Origin of the sequence: Verrucosispora sp. WMMD573, from assembly GCF_027497175.1 — a bacterium.
Classification (GTDB): domain Bacteria; phylum Actinomycetota; class Actinomycetes; order Mycobacteriales; family Micromonosporaceae; genus Micromonospora.
In genome coordinates, this window is the sequence record NZ_CP114901.1 from 214,130 (window position 1) to 229,156 (window position 15,027).

Genomic DNA, 15,027 nt, shown 5'->3' on the forward strand with positions numbered 1-15,027 from the left:
CAGTCCGACATGTCGCCGATGACCTGCTTGAGGCCGGATGTCGCTGCGTGTTCCGCCACAGCACTCCCAGTGGTCCCGGCTTTCTCTGCGGATGACTCCCGTCCCGTACTAGGTTGGGCAGGTCGGCCCGGCCGGCCGCTGTCCACCCGGATGGCACCGGGCCGTCGCCGTCGCGGAGCCTCAGCCGCCCCGCGCCGGCTTCGGGAGAGGAGCATTCGGGCTCTTGTCGTCCCTGACGCACACGCTGCGTGCCCTGACGGTCGCCGCCTTTTCGCTGGCGCTGCTCGTGCCGGCGACGGTGGCCCGGGCCGAACCTTCCCCCGCCGAACTGACCCGGCGCATCGAGAAGGCCTCCGTCGAGTTGGAACGCGTGGTGGAGGCCCACAACGAGCTGCGGGAGAAAATCAAGGAGAACCGTTCCGCGGTGGAGCGGTTGCAGGACCGGATCGGCCCGCTGGAGCAGCAGGCCGAACAGAGCCGGGCGGACGTCGGCGAGTTGGCGGTGACCGCGTACAAGACCGGCAACCTCGGCACCGTCGACGCGTTGCTGCACGGCGGTGACTCGACCTCCGTGCTGGACCGGCTCGGCACGCTGGACCACCTCACCCGGCAGCGGCAGGCGACCATCGCCAGCTACACCGCCGACCAGCGGCAGCTCCTCGACGAGAAGACCCGGCTGGACGTCACGCTCAGCCGTCAGGCGGCGCAGTCGCGCGAACTGTCCTCGGCCAAGAAGCGGATCGAGCGCGATCTCGCCAAGCTCTACGAGATGCGCCGGGAGGCGTACGGCCGGGCGACCGAACGACCGACGAACCGAGCCAGCAACGCCCAGGACGCACCGGCCGTCTCCGGCAAGGCTGGCGTCGCTGTCCGGTACGCCTACGGCGCGCTGGGCAAGCCGTACGCCTGGGGCCAGGACGGGCCGGGCAGCTACGACTGCTCCGGGCTGACCTCGGCCGCCTGGCGGGCCGCCGGCCGGTCCCTGCCGCACAACACCCGGATGCAGTGGGGCGTGGTGGCCCACATCAGTCGCGGCGAGTTGCGCCCCGGCGATCTCGTCTTCTACCGCAGCCTCGGCCATGTGGCCATCTACGTGGGCGACGGGCAGGTCATCCACGCACCGACCTTCGGCCGCAACGTGGAGAAGCGATCCGTGGACCTGATGTCGCCGTACGGTTACGGTCGGGTGCGTTGAGCTGCCGGACGTGACGTGCCGTGCCGGCGGGCCTCCGAACTCGACATCCGAGAACCGCCGACAACGAAGAACGGCGAACGGCCGGCGGCCCTGTCGGACGCCGGCCGTTCGCCGTTGTCGTCGCCTGCTCAGGCCGCTTGCAGGCCCTCGGCGCGGGCCAGCTCGCGGAGCCGGCCGAGCGCCTGGATCTCCAACTGCCGGATCCGCTCCCGGGACAGGGAGAACCGCGACGCCACCTCGGTCAGCGAGTGCTCCCGGCCGTCCTCCAGCCCGTACCGGGCCCGCATGATGCCGGCCGAGCGGTCGTCCAGGTGGTTGAGCAGCCCTTCGATGCGCTGCCGCTCCAACCCGGTGAGCACGATCTCCTCGGGGGAGGGAGCGTCGCTGTCGGCGACCAGGTCACCGAGGTTGGTGTCGCCGTCGTCACCGACCGGCGTGTCCAGCGACACGGTGTCCTGCGACCAGCGGACCAGTTCGTTGACCCGCTCGACGGTCACCCCGAGCGCCGCCGCGATCTGCTCCGGCTCCGGGTCGCCGCCCAACTCACGGGTGAGCTGCCGAGCCACGTTACGCATCCGGTTGACGTCCTCCACCAGGTGCACCGGCAGCCGCACGGTGCGCTCCTGCTGGGCGATCGCCCGGCTGATGGCCTGACGGATCCACCACGTCGCATAGGTGGAGAACTTGTATCCACGTTCGTAGTCGAACTTCTCGACCGCCCGGACCAGACCGGTGTTGCCCTCCTGAATGAGGTCCAACATGGGCATGCCGGAGCGGACGTAACGTCGGGCGATCGACACGACCAGTCGCAGGTTGGCCCGGATGAACAGGTCCTTGGCCCGCTCTCCGTCGGCGATCAGCCGCTCCAACTCCTCCCGGGTGGCCCCGTCGGGGACGCGGTCCTCGCCCAGCAGGTGCTCGGCGTACAGGCCGGCCTCGATGGCCTTGGAGAGGTCGACCTCCTTGGCGGCGTCAAGCAGCGGCGTCCGGGAGATCTCGTGCAGGTAGACTCCGACCAGATCGCGCTCCTCGGCGACCTCGTCAGTTCGCATTCCGATGTTCTTGTCCACGGTGCCCACGGTCCCCTCGCTCGCGCCGGTTGCCCGGTTCCTTGCCATCCCCACGCCCATCAGCCCTCCCCCGTAACCTCCGCTGTGCCCATCGGTGCTGACATCTACACAACAGATGAGACGTGTCGGGGATTCCATGTCGTGGGTCGAAAGTGTCACGAATGCCTGATAATCAGCTGAGAGCAGCGTCCACGTTTGCTGTCAGCGCCCTGCCTGGCTGTCGTCGGCAGGCACCCCGTGAGGTCGACGGATCGACAGATCGCCGCCCGTCCCGGTCCATGGCAGCACTGCCCGGCCGATAGGCACAGCGACCCGGGTCACCACCGTGCTGCGATCCCGGTCACTGCCTGATACGCGTACGTGGACTGCTCGGTTCATCCACGCCGGTAGTAATACCCCACGCCCTGATGAACAATCCGCGCCCCGGTCCTATGCCCGCCACGGCCAGCGCTCCGGCCGGCTGTCGCGTTCCTGACGCGAACCCGTCCGCAGGTGCCGCGTGCCTGCCCAGGACGATCGTCCGGCCGGTGCGCCCTTCGTCCCCGTCGGATGGGCCACCACGTCTGCGCGGGCTTCGGCCGTCACGCCCCTCTTCCGGCCCGAGTGCCCCCGGGTGGGGCGCACGGCTCCCCGATCGGGCACCGCACTAACCTCGGTTCATGGCGAATCGCACTGTGTTGGTCACCGGGGCCACGGGCGGACTGGGCACGGCGGTCAGCGCCGCGTTCGTGGCGGCCGGGTGGCGAGTGGTTGCGCCCCAGCGCCGGCAACCGGACCCGCTGGGCGGGCCGGAGCCCAACGCTCCCGTGCGAATGGTCGCGGACCTGACCGACCCAACGGACGTCGCCCGGGTGGCCGAGGTGGCGGCCGGAGATCCCGAGTCGCCACTACGCGCCGTGGTCAACCTCGTCGGCGGGTACGCCAGCGGTGGTCTGGTGCACGAGACGCCGGTCGAGGACTTCGAACGGATGCTCACCCTGAACCTCCGCCCGACCCACCTGGTCACCCGGGCCGCGCTGCCCCACCTGATTTCCGCCGGTGGCGGCGCGGTGGTCTGCGTGGCTGCCCGGGCGGCGGTCGCGCCCTTCTCCGGGGTCGGTGGCTACGTGACCGCGAAGGCCGCCGTGCTCGGCTTCGCCGCCGCGGTGGCGGTGGAGTACAAGGTGGCCGGCGTCCGCTGCAACACGGTGCTGCCGAGCGTCATCGACACCCCGACCAACCGCGACGCGATGCCGGATGCCGATCACACCCGCTGGGTGGACCCTGCCGAGATCGCCTCGGTGATCCGCTTCCTCGCGTCGGACGAGTCGGCGCCCACCAGCGGCGCCGCCGTACCCGTCTACGGACGGGCCTGAAGCGGCACCAGTTCCGTCACCGGCACCGCGATGTCGTTAGGGTCGCCGCCGGCTGCCAGCCAGGCGTTCAGGTGCCCACGAATCTTCCGGGCGATCTCCTCGGCCGGGAGATCCGCGTCGACCGGCACGAACGTCGGGTACTCCGGCAGCGTGCGGTAGGCCAGGTCAGCGGCGGTCAGGAAGCCGAGGCTCTCGTGGTCGGTGCCCCTGAGCTTGATCCGCCGGTACGCCTCGGTCGGCTCGACGGTCAGCAGGAACGTCACCTGCGGCCGGGGGAAGAGCCGGTAAGCGGCCCGGACCAGCCGCTCCCAGCGGTGCCCGCCATGTGCCCGCAGGCTGGCGTACTGGCAGGCGGCGTAGCGGTCCATCACCGCCACCCGACCGGTGAACAGGCCACCGACAAGTGTCATCGCGATGGCCAGCCAGCGCAGCACGGACTCCACCAGGAGCATTCCGTCCCGTCCGAGGAGGCTCTGGGCATCCGGCCGACCCAGTCGGTGCGCCGCCCGGCCGAGCCAGCGCCGTCCGCCCGCGTTGCGGTGGTAGGTGGCCGGCAAGCCGGCCGCGGTCAGCGACTCGGCGAGCCGGTATGCCTGGGTGGTCTTGCCTGAGCCGTCGATGCCGATCAGGGCTACGGTGCGGAGCCGGCCCCGGGCACGGCCGATTCCCGTCGAAGCGGTCACTCCCATCGATCTGGCCACCCTGGAAAGGTTATCCGACAGGCGCACGGTGGTGCACCATTGATCCGGTTTGATACCCTTTCATCCCCTTGCGCGCGCGGGGCAGGTGTGGACGACCGGATTGCCGGGTACCGATCGGAGATCCCACCGGTGGCACCCCCGACGAGTCGACGGGAGAGGCGAGATGGCCGAGCGCGACGACGAGACTCTCCTACACACCCTCAAGAAGGTCGCCGCCGTGCTCAAACAGTCCGAGATCCCGTTCGCTCTCGGCGGCAGCTTCGCCGTCTACGCACACGGCGGGCACTCCAGCGAGCACGACGTCGACTTCCTCATCCGCGAGTCCGACGTTGAGGCCGCGCTGGAGGCGCTGGGACAGGCCGGCTTCACCGCCGAGCGGCCACCAGAGGACTGGCTGGTCAAGGTCTACGACGGCGGCCGGATGGTGGACCTGATCCACCGACCGGTCGAGACGCCGGTGACCGAGGAGACCTTCACCGACACGGTCGTGCGGCCGGTGGACGCCATCCACATGCCGGTGCTGTCGGCCACCCAACTGATGGTGCACAAACTGCTCAGCTTCTCCCAGCACTACTGCGATTTCGCCCGAGGGCTGCCGCTGGCCCGTTCACTGCGTGAGCAGATCGACTGGGAACGGGTACGCAAGGAGACGCAGCACTCGCCGTACGCGGAGTCGTTCCTGGTGCTGCTGGACAGGCTGGACGTCGTGCCGCACTCCGGCACGACCGACGGGAAGGGGGGAACGTGACCGCGCACCTCGACTCCGGCGCCGGTCCGCCCGACGAGTACGTCGAGGCGGAGATCCACCGGCTGCTGACCGAAGATCCGGCCGTGGCCGAACAGGGAATCACCGTGGTCCGTACCGAACGCGCTCTCGTGCTGCACGGCGAGGTCGAGAGCGCACACCGGCGGGACGAGATCCTGCGTCGGGTGGCCGATCGCTTCCCGGACGTCCCGATCACCAGTGACATCGGGGTGATCCGCGCGCAGGCGCCCACGGAGATCGAGCAACTGCCCTGAGGGAGGTTCGATGGTTATCCGGATCGCCGCCGTGGGCGACGTGCATCTGGACGAGGACGTGGTCGGCCGATTCCGGCCGGCCCTGGAACAACTACCGGGCAGCGTCGACGCGCTGCTGCTGGCCGGCGACCTGACCCGACACGGCACCGAGGCCGAGGCCCGATGCGTGGCCCGGGAGTTCGGTGGCCTTGGCGTACCGGTGATCGCGGTGCTGGGCAACCACGATCATCAGTGCGACCAGGTGCCCCAGGTGGTGGGGACGCTGGAGGAGGCGGGCATCACCGTGCTGGAGGGCGACGGGGTGGTGCTGGACTGCCCGGGTGGTCGCCTCGGCGTCGCCGGGGTGAAGGGCTTCGGTGGCGGTTTCGCCGGCCGGTGCGCCAGCGACTTCGGCGAGCCGGAGATGAAGGCGTTCGTACGCACCACGACCGAGAGCGCCGACCGGTTGAGCGAGGCGTTGCGCTCGCTTGACTGCGACGTGCTGGTGGCACTCACCCACTACGCCCCGGTGCCGGACACCCTGGCCGGGGAACCGTTGGAGATCTACCCGTTCCTCGGCTGCTACCAGTTGGGGCAGGCCGTCGACGCCGCGCCGACCGCACTCGCCCTGCACGGTCACGCCCACCACGGCTCCGAGCGGGGCACCACCCCGGGCGGGGTACGCGTACGCAACGTGGCCCACCCGGTCATCAAGCAGGCGTACAGCGTCTTCCACCTGGGCGATCACCTTGATCAGGGCGAGGTTTCCGGAGTCGCCGCCGGGGGTATTCAGCAACCATGGAGCTGATTCTCTGGATTCTCGCAGTCGTACTGGTGGTTGCCGGCATTCTCGCGCTGTTCCGCCGGCAGATCCTCTGGGGCATCGTCCTCATCGTTGTCGGGCTGCTCGTCGGCCCGGGTGGGGTCAGCATCTTCAGTTGACCTGGCGACGCAGGGCGTCGCTCACCTGACCCGCCGGGGTCGTCGCGCCCGGTGCTCCGTCCTCCCGACAGGAGCTACCGGACGCGGCGACCCCGGCGTTCGTGTCGTCGGCCGGAAGGTTTGCCGCCACCGCTCAGCGGAGAACCACCGACCATGCGGACGAGTGTGGAACAGACCCGACGGAACGGTGCCGGCAAGTGGTGGGCGCTTGCCGGTTTCGCGGTGGCCGTGCTGGCCGCCGCCGTGATCGGCAACCTGGCCGCGTCGGGCGCCGCCGACCAGTACGCGAACCTCGACCGGCCCGCGTGGTCGCCGCCGTCCTGGCTCTTCGGCCCGGTCTGGTCCGTCCTCTACGTGACGATGGCGGTCGCCGCCTGGCTGGTCTGGCGCCGGGTGGGCTTCGGTGCCGCCCTCGGCGCGTGGGCGGTCCAGCTCGTGCTCAACGCCGCCTGGACGCCGCTTTTCTTCGCCGGCGACCGTTATGGGCTGGCGCTCGCCGAAATCGTCCTGTTGTGGCTGGCGATCGGTGTGACCGTTCTGCTGTTCGCCCGGGCGAATCGAGTGGCGGCGGTGCTGTTGCTGCCGTACTGGGCATGGGTGACCTTCGCCGCGGCCCTCAACTACTCGATCTGGCAGCTGAACAGCTGACCGACCGGGCCGCCCCCGGGCGGCCCGGCTGACCGTGCCGGCGGCGCCGACCGGTCCGCCAGTGTTGCCGCCCCGTCTCGGTCAGTGGACGTATCCGCTGATAGACGGTGCTCTTTCCAGTAGATGGGCGCGGATCCATGGCTGCCCGCCAGGTTTCCGGATTGTTACTCGCTCGTGTCCCTCCAGGGGTGGACCCCGGGGAGATGCAAGCGCTTACATGTGAAAACGCCCATCGGACCGACGCCAGGTCAACCGGATGCGATCCCGGCCGGCGTCGGACAGGAAGGAGGACGGCATGGCGGTCTCTGCCAGGCCACGCCAGGCCCTCGCGATCGTTGGCGCGATCGGACTGGCACTCAGCGCCACCGCTTGCGGCACCGGAAGCAGCAGCAACGGCGGCAGCAGCAACGCCGATTCCGCGGAGTGCGCTCCGTACGAGGACTACCAGGGCCACGAAGGCAAGACGGTCAACATCTACTCGTCGATCCGAGACATCGAGGCCGACCGCCTGGCGGAGTCCTGGAAGCAGTTCGAGGACTGCACCGGCATCACGATCAACCACGAGGGAAGCGGCGAGTTCGAGGCTCAGCTCCCCGTACGGGTCGACGGCGGCAACGCCCCCGACCTGGCCTTCATCCCCCAGCCCGGTCTGCTCGCCCGGTTCGCCGAGCGCAACCAGCTGAAGCCGGCCAGCGCCGAGACCAAGGCGATGGCCGATCAGAACTACTCGCCGGACTGGCTGAAGTACAGCACCGTCAACGGCACCTTCTACGGCGCACCGCTCGGGTCGAACGTGAAGTCGTTCGTCTGGTACTCGCCGAAGATGTTCCAGGAGAACGGTTGGGCCGTCCCGACCACCTGGGACCAGCTGATCCAGCTCAGCGACAAGATCGCCCAGAGCGACGTCAAGCCGTGGTGCGCCGGCATCGAGTCCGGCGACGCCACCGGCTGGCCGGCGACCGACTGGATCGAAGACGTGATGTTGCGGACGCAGACCCCCGAGGTCTACGACCAGTGGACCACGCACGAGATCCCGTTCAACGACCCGCGGGTCGCGGAGGCGCTGGACCGGGCCGGCACGATCCTGAAGAACGACAAGTACGTCAACGGTGGCTTCGGTGGGGTGCGCAGCATCGCCACCACCTCCTTCCAGGAGGCAGGCGTGCCGATCACGCAGGGCAAGTGCGCGCTGCACCGGCAGGCCTCGTTCTACGCCAACCAGTGGCCTGAGGGCACCCGGGTGGCCGAGGACGGCGACGTCTTCGCCTTCTACTTCCCGGCCATCGACCCGGCCAAGGGCAAGCCGGTGCTGGGTGGCGGCGAGTTCGTGACGGCCTTCGCCGACCGTCCCGAGGTGCAGGCGGTGCAGACCTACCTCGCCTCCGGCGAGTACGCCAACAGCCGCGCGAAGATCGGCGACTGGGTGTCCGCGAACAACAAGGTCGACCTGGCCAACGTCGCCAACCCGATCGACAAGCTGTCGGTGGAGATCCTCCAGGACGACAGCACGGTCTTCCGGTTCGACGGTTCCGACCTGATGCCCGCCGCCGTCGGCGCCGGGACCTTCTGGAAGGGCATGGTCGAGTGGATCAACGGCGGGAACACCGCCAGCGTCCTGCAGGGCATCGAGAGCAGCTGGAAGTAGTTCCGGTGGTGGGCCGGTCCGCCTGGGCGGACCGGCCCACCGGCTCTACCGAGGACCCGGGGAGGGTTGATGGACTTCGACTTTGCCGAGCAGACGCCCAAGCTGATGATGCTGCTGTGGGGGTTGGTCGCCTTCGCGGTGGTGGTGGGCGGCCTGCTCGTACTGCTCGACGCGGTGCCGGCCTTCTTCGCGCGACGACGCGAGGCGCGGTACGTGGCCGCTTCCGCCAGCGGAGCACCGCTGCCCGGGGGGCGGCCCAGATCCCGTGAGGGGCTGTTCGCCACGTTCTTCCTGTTGCCGACGGTGGTGCTGCTGCTGATCGGCCTGGTCGTACCGGCGCTGCGGACCACCCTGCTGTCCTTCATGGACGGCGGCAGCCAGAACTTCGTGGGCCTGGACAACTACCGCTGGATGTTCGCCGACGACTCGATCGTGCGGGTGCTGCTCAACACCCTGATCTGGGTGACCCTGGTTCCGCTGGTCGCGACCTCCATCGGTCTGATCTACGCGGTGCTTGTCGACAAGGCCCGGCTGGAGGCGGTGGCCAAGTCGCTGATCTTCATGCCGATGGCGATCTCGTTCGTCGGCGCCAGCATCATCTGGAAGTTCGTGTACGCCTTCCGCAGCGAGGAGCAGGAACAGATCGGTCTGCTCAACCAGATCGTGGTAAGCCTCGGCGGCGCACCCCGACAGTGGCTGCTCGACTCGCCGCTGAACACGCTGCTGCTCATCGTGATCATGGTCTGGATCCAGGCCGGTTTCGCGATGGTGGTGCTGTCCGCGGCGATCAAGGCGATCCCGGCCGACATCGTCGAGGCCGCCCGCCTCGACGGGGTGAGCCCGTGGCAGATGTTCTGGCAGATCACCCTGCCGAGCATCCGGCCGGCGCTGATCGTGGTGGTGGTCACCATCTCGATCGCCACGCTGAAGGTCTTCGACATCGTCCGCACCTCGACCAACGGCAACTACGACACCAGCGTGATCGCCAACGAGATGTACAACCAGGCGTTCCGGTACGGCCAGAACGGGCAGGGCTCGGCGCTCGCGGTCTTCCTCTTCGTCCTGGTGATCCCCATCGTGATCTTCCAGATCCGCAACCTGCGTCAGCAGCGACGGGAGGGCTGAGATGACCACCACCACTCCCCCGGTCGCCGCCGGAGCACAGGAGACCAGCGGCCGGCCGACCCGTGCTGGGCGGGTGCGCAAGCGGCTGAACACCCACACCGCAACGATGATCGCCATCGTCATCGCGGTCGTCTGGACCATCCCGACCTTCGGTCTGCTGGTCTCCTCGTTCCGGCCGGAGAACCAGATCAAGACCACCGGTTGGTGGACATTCTTCCGCGATCCGGAGTTCACCCTTCAGAACTACCAGGAGGTGCTGTTCGGGCAGTCCGCCTCGTCCGGACAGCTCGCCAGCTACTTCATCAACTCGTTGGTGATCACTCTGCCGGCGGTGCTGTTCCCGCTCGCCTTCGCGGCCCTGGCCGCGTACGCGCTGGCCTGGATCAACTTCCGGGGCCGGGACTGGGTGTACATCGGCATCTTCGCGCTTCAGATCGTGCCGCTGCAGATGGCCCTGGTGCCGCTGCTGAGCTTCTTCTCGCGCGGAGTCAGCCTGGGCGGCATCACCCTGATGCCCGCCTGGAACCTTGACGGCGCGCAGAACTTCGCTCAGGTGTGGTTCGCGCACACCTGCTTCGCGCTGCCGTTCGCCGTGTACCTGCTGCACAACTTCATCTCGCAACTACCGAAGGATCTGATGGAGGCGGCCCGGGTCGACGGGGCCACCCACCCGAAGATCTTCCGCACCATCGTGCTGCCCCTGGTTGCCCCGGCGTTGGCCGCGTTCGGCATCTTCCAGTTCCTCTGGGTCTGGAACGACCTGCTGGTCGGGCTCATCTTCGCCGGTGGCAGCGACGTCACCGCGCCACTCACGGTCCGCCTCGCCGAACTGGCCGGCACCCGGGGCAACGAGTGGCAACGGTTGACCGCCGGAGCCTTCGTGTCGATCGTCGTACCGCTGATCGTGTTCCTGTCGTTGCAGCGCTACTTCGTCCGTGGGCTGCTCGCCGGCAGCGTCAAGGGTTGATCCGCCGTGGTGCCGCCGCCCACGGCGGCGGCACCACGCGGGACGTGAGCGGGGTGTCACGTGACGAAGATCGACGATGTCGCCCGGCTGGCCGGCGTCTCCACGGCCACCGTCTCCCGGGCGCTGCGCGGGCTGCCCACGGTGTCGGCGGCGACCCGCAGCCGGGTGCTCGCCGCCGCCGAGCAGTTGCAGTACGCCGTGTCGCCCAGCGCCTCACGGCTGGCCGGCGGCCGGACCGGCACCGTGGCGGTGGTGGTGCCCCGGATCACCCGGTGGTTCTTCGGCGTGGTCGTCGAGGCGGCCGAGGACTTCTTCCACCGGGCCGGATACGACCTGCTGCTGCACAACCTGGGTGGGCGGGAGCAGAACCGGCAACGCGTCCTGCACGCCACCCACCTGCACAAGCGAGTGGATGCGATCATGCTGGTCGCCACCCCGCTGCGGGCCAGCGACGTGACCGCATTGGCGGCGCTGGACCTGCCCGGCGTCACGATCAGCTCCGGCACCACCGTGCCCGGCTGGCCCTGCGTACGCATCGATGACGTGGCGGCGGCGCGGACCGCCACCCGGCATCTGCTGGATCTGGGACACCGGCGGATCGCGCACATCTCCGGTGATCCCGACGACGAACTCGCCTTCAGCGCCCACCTGGATCGGCGACGGGGGCATCGGGAGGCGTTGCGCGCGGCCGGATTGCCGCCTGACCCGAGCCTCGACGTGGAGTCCAGCTTCGACATCGCCGGCGGCACCCGGGCCACCGAGGAACTCCTCCGCCGAGGCGACCCACCAACGGCCATCTTCGCCGCCTGCGACGAGATGGCGATGGGCGCACTGACCGCGCTGCGCGACGCCGGCCTGCGGGTTCCTCAGGACGTCAGCGTGATCGGCATCGACGACCATGCCCTCTCCGGGGTGGTGGGGCTGAGCACCATCGCCCAGCCGGCCGTCGAACAGGGCCGGCTGGCCGCGCAGTTGCTGCTCGACCCGCTCTGCGGACGGGCGGGCGACACCAACGTGATCAAACAGGATTCGTCGGTGATCCTGAACACTCGGCTGGTCGTGCGTGATTCGACCGCGCCCGTCCGGGCAAACTGAACGACAGCCAGCACGCCGTCGGGGCCAACCGGGCCGGACGGCTCGACCACGGGAGTACGCCCTGAACCACGACGCGACGCAGCAGACCCCGGCGACCGGTTGGTGGACGGAGGCGGTGATCTACCAGATCTATCCCCGCTCGTTCGCCGACTCGGGTGGCGACGGCATCGGCGACCTCCCCGGGATCACCGCTCGCCTCGACCATCTGGCCCAGTTGGGCGTCGACGCCGTCTGGCTCTCCCCGTTCTATCCGTCCCCGCAGGCCGACGCCGGCTACGACGTGGCCGACTACCGGGGCGTCGAGCCGCTGTTCGGCACCCTCGCCGACGCCGACGACCTGATCGCGAAGGCTCATGCCAACGGGTTGCGGGTGATCGTCGACCTGGTGCCCAATCACACCTCCTCGGCGCACGCCTGGTTCCAGGCCGCCCTGGCCGCCGGTCCGGGCAGCACCGAGCGGGAGCGGTACATCTTCCGCGCGGGTCGCGGGCCCGGCGGCGCCGAGCCACCCAACGACTGGCAGAGCGTCTTCGGCGGCCCGGCCTGGACCCGGGTGCCGGACGGCCAGTGGTACCTGCACCTGTTCGACACCGCCCAGCCCGACCTGAACTGGGACAATCCCGAGGTCCGCGCCGAGTTCCTGGACGTGCTGCGGTTCTGGTTGGACCGGGGCGTGAACGGCTTCCGGGTCGACGTGGCGCACGGTCTGGTCAAGCAGGCCGATCTGGCCGACTGGCAGGACCCGCAGGAGATCCTCTCCGGGCAGGAGGCGGACAAGCCCCGCCCGCCGATGTGGGACCAGGACGGTGTGCACGAGGTCTACCGTGAGTGGCGGCGGCTGCTGGACGGCTACCCCGGCGAGCGGATCCTGGTGGCCGAGGCGTGGGTGGAGCCGGCGGAGCGGTTGGCCCGCTACGTACGCCCCGACGAGATGCACCAGGCGTTCAACTTCGAGTACCTGCTCGCCTCCTGGACCGCCCCCGCCCAGTACGCGGTGATCACGCGGTCGCTGGAGGCCACCGACGCGGTCGGCGCGCCCACCACCTGGGTGCTCTCCAACCACGACGTGGTACGCCACGCGTCCCGGCTCGGCCTGCCGGTAGGTACGCCCCGACCCAACGGCATCGGTGTGGGCGACGAGCAGCCGGACGCCGCCACCGGGCTGCGGCGGGCCCGGGCGGCCACCCTGCTGATGCTGGCCCTGCCCGGTTCGGCCTACCTCTACCAGGGCGAGGAACTCGGCTTGCCGGAGCACACCACCCTGCCCGACGCGGCGCGGCAGGACCCGACCTGGGAGCGCAGCGGGCACACCCAGCGGGGCCGCGACGGGTGCCGGGTGCCGATCCCGTGGGAGGCCGACGCGCCCTCGTACGGTTTCGGGCCGACCGACGCGAGTTGGCTGCCGCAGCCGCCGGTCTGGGCCGAGTACGCGCTGGACCGTCAGCGCGGGGTGCCCGGCTCGACGTACGAGCTGTACCGGGAGGCGTTGCAGCTGCGCCGCGCGTACGGACTCGGTCGGGGCACCCTGGAGTGGCTCGCCTCCGGCGACGAGGTGCTGTCGTTCCGCAACGGCAACCTGGTGGTGTTCACCAACTTCGGCGCGGACCCGGTCGCGAAGCCCGACGGCGAGGTGGTGCACAGCAGCGCACCGCTGAACGAGGACGGTTCGGTGCCCACCGACGTGACCGTCTGGGTCAAGGTTTAGCCAGCGAGTCGGGTGCGGAATCGCCGCTGGGCGGGGGTTCCGCACCCGGATCCTGCCGGGCGCGGGTGTGCAGCAGCTGCCGGACGTCGGCGATGTCCTTCGGTGAGGTGCGGGCGGCGAGCCAGTACATGACACCTGTGGGGATGAAGAAGAGCTGGAAGGCGGCCAGCCCGACGGCGTAGTTCAGCGGCGGCGGGAAGGCCACCCGCAGCCCGTGGAACGCCACCCCGACCAGGCCGTTGCCGGCCGACCGCCCCACCCCGTTGACCAGGTTGCCGAGGCTGTAGACGGTGCCCCGGTTCTCCGGCGGGTTGACGTCGGCGATCAACGCGAACCAGTTCGGCGAGTTCGCCGAGGTCAGCGCCAGCGCCAGCAACGCGGCGAGCAGGCTCAACCCGACCGTCGGTTCGCTGACCACGCTGCCCAGCACCGCCCGCACCACCGCGCCGGCGCCGGCGCCGTCGGGCACGTCGATGCGCATCGGCACGAAGAACAGCACCAGGTAGAACGGGAGCGCCGCGAAGATGCCGACGGAGGCGACCAACGCCCGGCCCGAGGGCGTACGCCGTTGCAGCGCGTCGCCGATCAGCCCGCCCACGATGGAGAACACCCCACCGAGTTGGAACAGCGCGGCGAAGACGGCGCCCACCACGATGGCGGTCGCCGTGGTGTACCCCTGCTCCTCGGCCCGCTCGCGGAAGAGCACCGGCAGCCAGACCAGCGAGCCGAAGGCGGCCTGCGCGGAGAGTCCCTGGAGGATGAGCCACCGGTTGGTCCGCCGGCCCAGGATGACGGGCAGGTCGGCCCGGCTGATCCGGTAGTCGTAGTCCTCACCGGCGGCGAGCGCGGCGGCCAGTACCGGCTCGCTCTGACCGCGCCGGATGTCGTACGTGAACAGGTAGGCCGCCGTGGCGACCAGCCCGACCACGGTGAGCATCAGGAACGGCCGACGCCAGTCGGTCGCGCCGAGCAGCCCGCCGACGAGGCCGCCGGCCACCGTGCCGACCCCCTGGGAGAGCCCCCAGAAGCTCATCACCAGGCCCCGACGACGAGGCGTGATCAGATCGGTGACGACCGAGTAACCGACCGACCCGACCGCGCCCAGACCCACTGCGGCGAGCAGTTGCGCGGTCAGGAAGGTGGGGTAGTTCCCGGCCAGTGCGCTGCCGCCCGTACCGGCCGCCCACAGCAGTGTGCCGATCATCAGCAACGGCTTGCGGTTGGTACGGTCGCCGAAGTACGCCCAACCGACCGCCGCCACCGCGCTGACCAGGAAGCTGATCGCGGTGACCAGGCCGAGCAGCCGTTGCGGCACCTCGAAGGAGTCGGCGATCGCGCCGTACAGCGGGGGCACCAGACCGATCGCCACGTTGTCCAGCGAGGCGAGCAACACGAAGACCACGACGCTGTAGAGCCGACGCGGCGCGCTGCTGCCCCACACCCGCGCGGGTCCGCCTGTGGTCGAGGTCATGCGGGCAGCCAACCAGGACGGGATAACGAGCCGATCACCGGGCCACCCTTCGGCGCGGCCGAGATCGTGCTCGGTCCCGGATCGGGTAGCTCCTCGTCACGCGGACACC

15 protein-coding genes are annotated in these 15,027 nt (G+C 69.7%); 12 read left to right on the top strand and 3 right to left on the bottom strand.

Annotated features, from left to right (window positions below; all coding sequences use genetic code 11):
* Positions 1–223 precede the first annotated feature (223 nt).
* A complete protein-coding gene (locus O7601_RS01055; protein ID WP_281564446.1) occupies positions 224–1,195 on the top strand; it encodes a C40 family peptidase in 972 nt (323 codons plus the stop codon).
* A 128-nt stretch (positions 1,196–1,323) separates the two neighbouring features.
* Here O7601_RS01055 and O7601_RS01060 read toward each other — a convergent pair whose 3' ends face one another.
* Positions 1,324–2,313 (bottom strand): sigma-70 family RNA polymerase sigma factor, encoded by a 990-nt coding sequence (locus tag O7601_RS01060; RefSeq protein ID WP_204010848.1) that lies wholly within the window; start codon positions 2,311–2,313, stop codon positions 1,324–1,326.
* 611 nt (positions 2,314–2,924) lie between these two features.
* Between O7601_RS01060 and O7601_RS01065 the strand changes: the two genes are divergently transcribed.
* Entirely contained in the window at positions 2,925–3,620 is a 696-nt protein-coding gene (locus O7601_RS01065; RefSeq protein WP_281564447.1) for an SDR family NAD(P)-dependent oxidoreductase, read from the top strand.
* Here O7601_RS01065 and O7601_RS01070 read toward each other — a convergent pair.
* Positions 3,605–4,309 carry a thymidylate kinase gene (locus tag O7601_RS01070; RefSeq protein WP_281566751.1) on the bottom strand — a complete coding sequence of 235 codons (705 nt, stop codon included), beginning with the start codon at positions 4,307–4,309 and terminating at the stop codon, positions 3,605–3,607. The two genes, O7601_RS01065 and O7601_RS01070, sit on opposite strands and share 16 nt — an antisense overlap.
* Positions 4,310–4,406: 97 nt before the next feature.
* Here O7601_RS01070 and O7601_RS01075 point away from each other — a divergent pair, with 97 nt between their 5' ends.
* The 10 genes from O7601_RS01075 (at position 4,407) to O7601_RS01120 (ending at position 13,447) form a co-directional block, all read left to right on the top strand.
* Positions 4,407–5,069, top strand: coding sequence for a nucleotidyltransferase (locus O7601_RS01075; protein WP_281564448.1), 663 nt, complete (start codon positions 4,407–4,409; stop codon positions 5,067–5,069).
* Positions 5,066–5,341: a hypothetical protein gene (locus O7601_RS01080; RefSeq protein ID WP_281564449.1), complete on the top strand. Its 276-nt coding sequence runs from the start codon at positions 5,066–5,068 to the stop codon at positions 5,339–5,341. Before O7601_RS01075 ends, O7601_RS01080 begins: the two co-directional genes overlap by 4 nt.
* 10 nt (positions 5,342–5,351) lie before the next feature.
* Positions 5,352–6,128: a metallophosphoesterase gene (locus O7601_RS01085; protein ID WP_210935699.1), complete on the top strand. Its 777-nt coding sequence runs from the start codon at positions 5,352–5,354 to the stop codon at positions 6,126–6,128.
* On the top strand, positions 6,119–6,262 hold the full coding sequence (locus O7601_RS01090) for a GPGG-motif small membrane protein (protein WP_018786997.1): 144 nt from the start codon (positions 6,119–6,121) through the stop codon (positions 6,260–6,262). The genes O7601_RS01085 and O7601_RS01090 overlap by 10 nt, the downstream gene beginning before the upstream one ends.
* Before the next feature lie 153 nt (positions 6,263–6,415).
* Positions 6,416–6,910 carry a TspO/MBR family protein gene (locus O7601_RS01095; RefSeq protein ID WP_281564450.1) on the top strand — a complete coding sequence of 165 codons (495 nt, stop codon included), beginning with the start codon at positions 6,416–6,418 and terminating at the stop codon, positions 6,908–6,910.
* Between the two features lie 295 nt (positions 6,911–7,205).
* Complete coding sequence (locus O7601_RS01100) at positions 7,206–8,555, top strand: ABC transporter substrate-binding protein (protein ID WP_281564451.1); 1,350 nt, start codon at positions 7,206–7,208, stop codon at positions 8,553–8,555.
* Between the two features lie 69 nt (positions 8,556–8,624).
* On the top strand, positions 8,625–9,680 hold the full coding sequence (locus tag O7601_RS01105) for a sugar ABC transporter permease (RefSeq protein WP_281564452.1): 1,056 nt from the start codon (positions 8,625–8,627) through the stop codon (positions 9,678–9,680).
* Between the two features lies 1 nt (position 9,681).
* On the top strand, positions 9,682–10,647 hold the full coding sequence (locus O7601_RS01110) for a carbohydrate ABC transporter permease (protein ID WP_281564453.1): 966 nt from the start codon (positions 9,682–9,684) through the stop codon (positions 10,645–10,647).
* A gap of 60 nt (positions 10,648–10,707) precedes the next feature.
* Positions 10,708–11,742 (top strand): LacI family DNA-binding transcriptional regulator, encoded by a 1,035-nt coding sequence (locus tag O7601_RS01115; protein ID WP_281564454.1) that lies wholly within the window; start codon positions 10,708–10,710, stop codon positions 11,740–11,742.
* Between the two features lie 61 nt (positions 11,743–11,803).
* On the top strand, positions 11,804–13,447 hold the full coding sequence (locus tag O7601_RS01120; RefSeq protein WP_281566752.1) for a glycoside hydrolase family 13 protein: 1,644 nt from the start codon (positions 11,804–11,806) through the stop codon (positions 13,445–13,447).
* On the opposite strand, the gene O7601_RS01125 is transcribed toward O7601_RS01120, so the two are convergent.
* Positions 13,437–14,918: an MFS transporter gene (locus O7601_RS01125; protein WP_281564455.1), complete on the bottom strand. Its 1,482-nt coding sequence runs from the start codon at positions 14,916–14,918 to the stop codon at positions 13,437–13,439. The two genes, O7601_RS01120 and O7601_RS01125, sit on opposite strands and share 11 nt — an antisense overlap.
* Positions 14,919–15,027: the final 109 nt, after the last annotated feature.

What these genes read in the sequence shown, in the direction of transcription:
- O7601_RS01060 (WP_204010848.1), bottom strand. Translation starts at nt 2,313, where the DNA reads ATGGCAAGGAACCGGGCAACCGGCGCGAGCGAGGGGACCGTGGGCACC.
- O7601_RS01065 (WP_281564447.1), top strand. Translation starts at nt 2,925, where the DNA reads ATGGCGAATCGCACTGTGTTGGTCACCGGGGCCACGGGCGGACTGGGC.
- O7601_RS01070 (WP_281566751.1), bottom strand. Translation starts at nt 4,309, where the DNA reads ATGGGAGTGACCGCTTCGACGGGAATCGGCCGTGCCCGGGGCCGGCTC.
- O7601_RS01085 (WP_210935699.1), top strand. Translation starts at nt 5,352, where the DNA reads ATGGTTATCCGGATCGCCGCCGTGGGCGACGTGCATCTGGACGAGGAC.
- O7601_RS01090 (WP_018786997.1), top strand. Translation starts at nt 6,119, where the DNA reads ATGGAGCTGATTCTCTGGATTCTCGCAGTCGTACTGGTGGTTGCCGGC.
- O7601_RS01095 (WP_281564450.1), top strand. Translation starts at nt 6,416, where the DNA reads ATGCGGACGAGTGTGGAACAGACCCGACGGAACGGTGCCGGCAAGTGG.
- O7601_RS01100 (WP_281564451.1), top strand. Translation starts at nt 7,206, where the DNA reads ATGGCGGTCTCTGCCAGGCCACGCCAGGCCCTCGCGATCGTTGGCGCG.
- O7601_RS01105 (WP_281564452.1), top strand. Translation starts at nt 8,625, where the DNA reads ATGGACTTCGACTTTGCCGAGCAGACGCCCAAGCTGATGATGCTGCTG.
- O7601_RS01110 (WP_281564453.1), top strand. Translation starts at nt 9,682, where the DNA reads ATGACCACCACCACTCCCCCGGTCGCCGCCGGAGCACAGGAGACCAGC.
- O7601_RS01125 (WP_281564455.1), bottom strand. Translation starts at nt 14,918, where the DNA reads ATGACCTCGACCACAGGCGGACCCGCGCGGGTGTGGGGCAGCAGCGCG.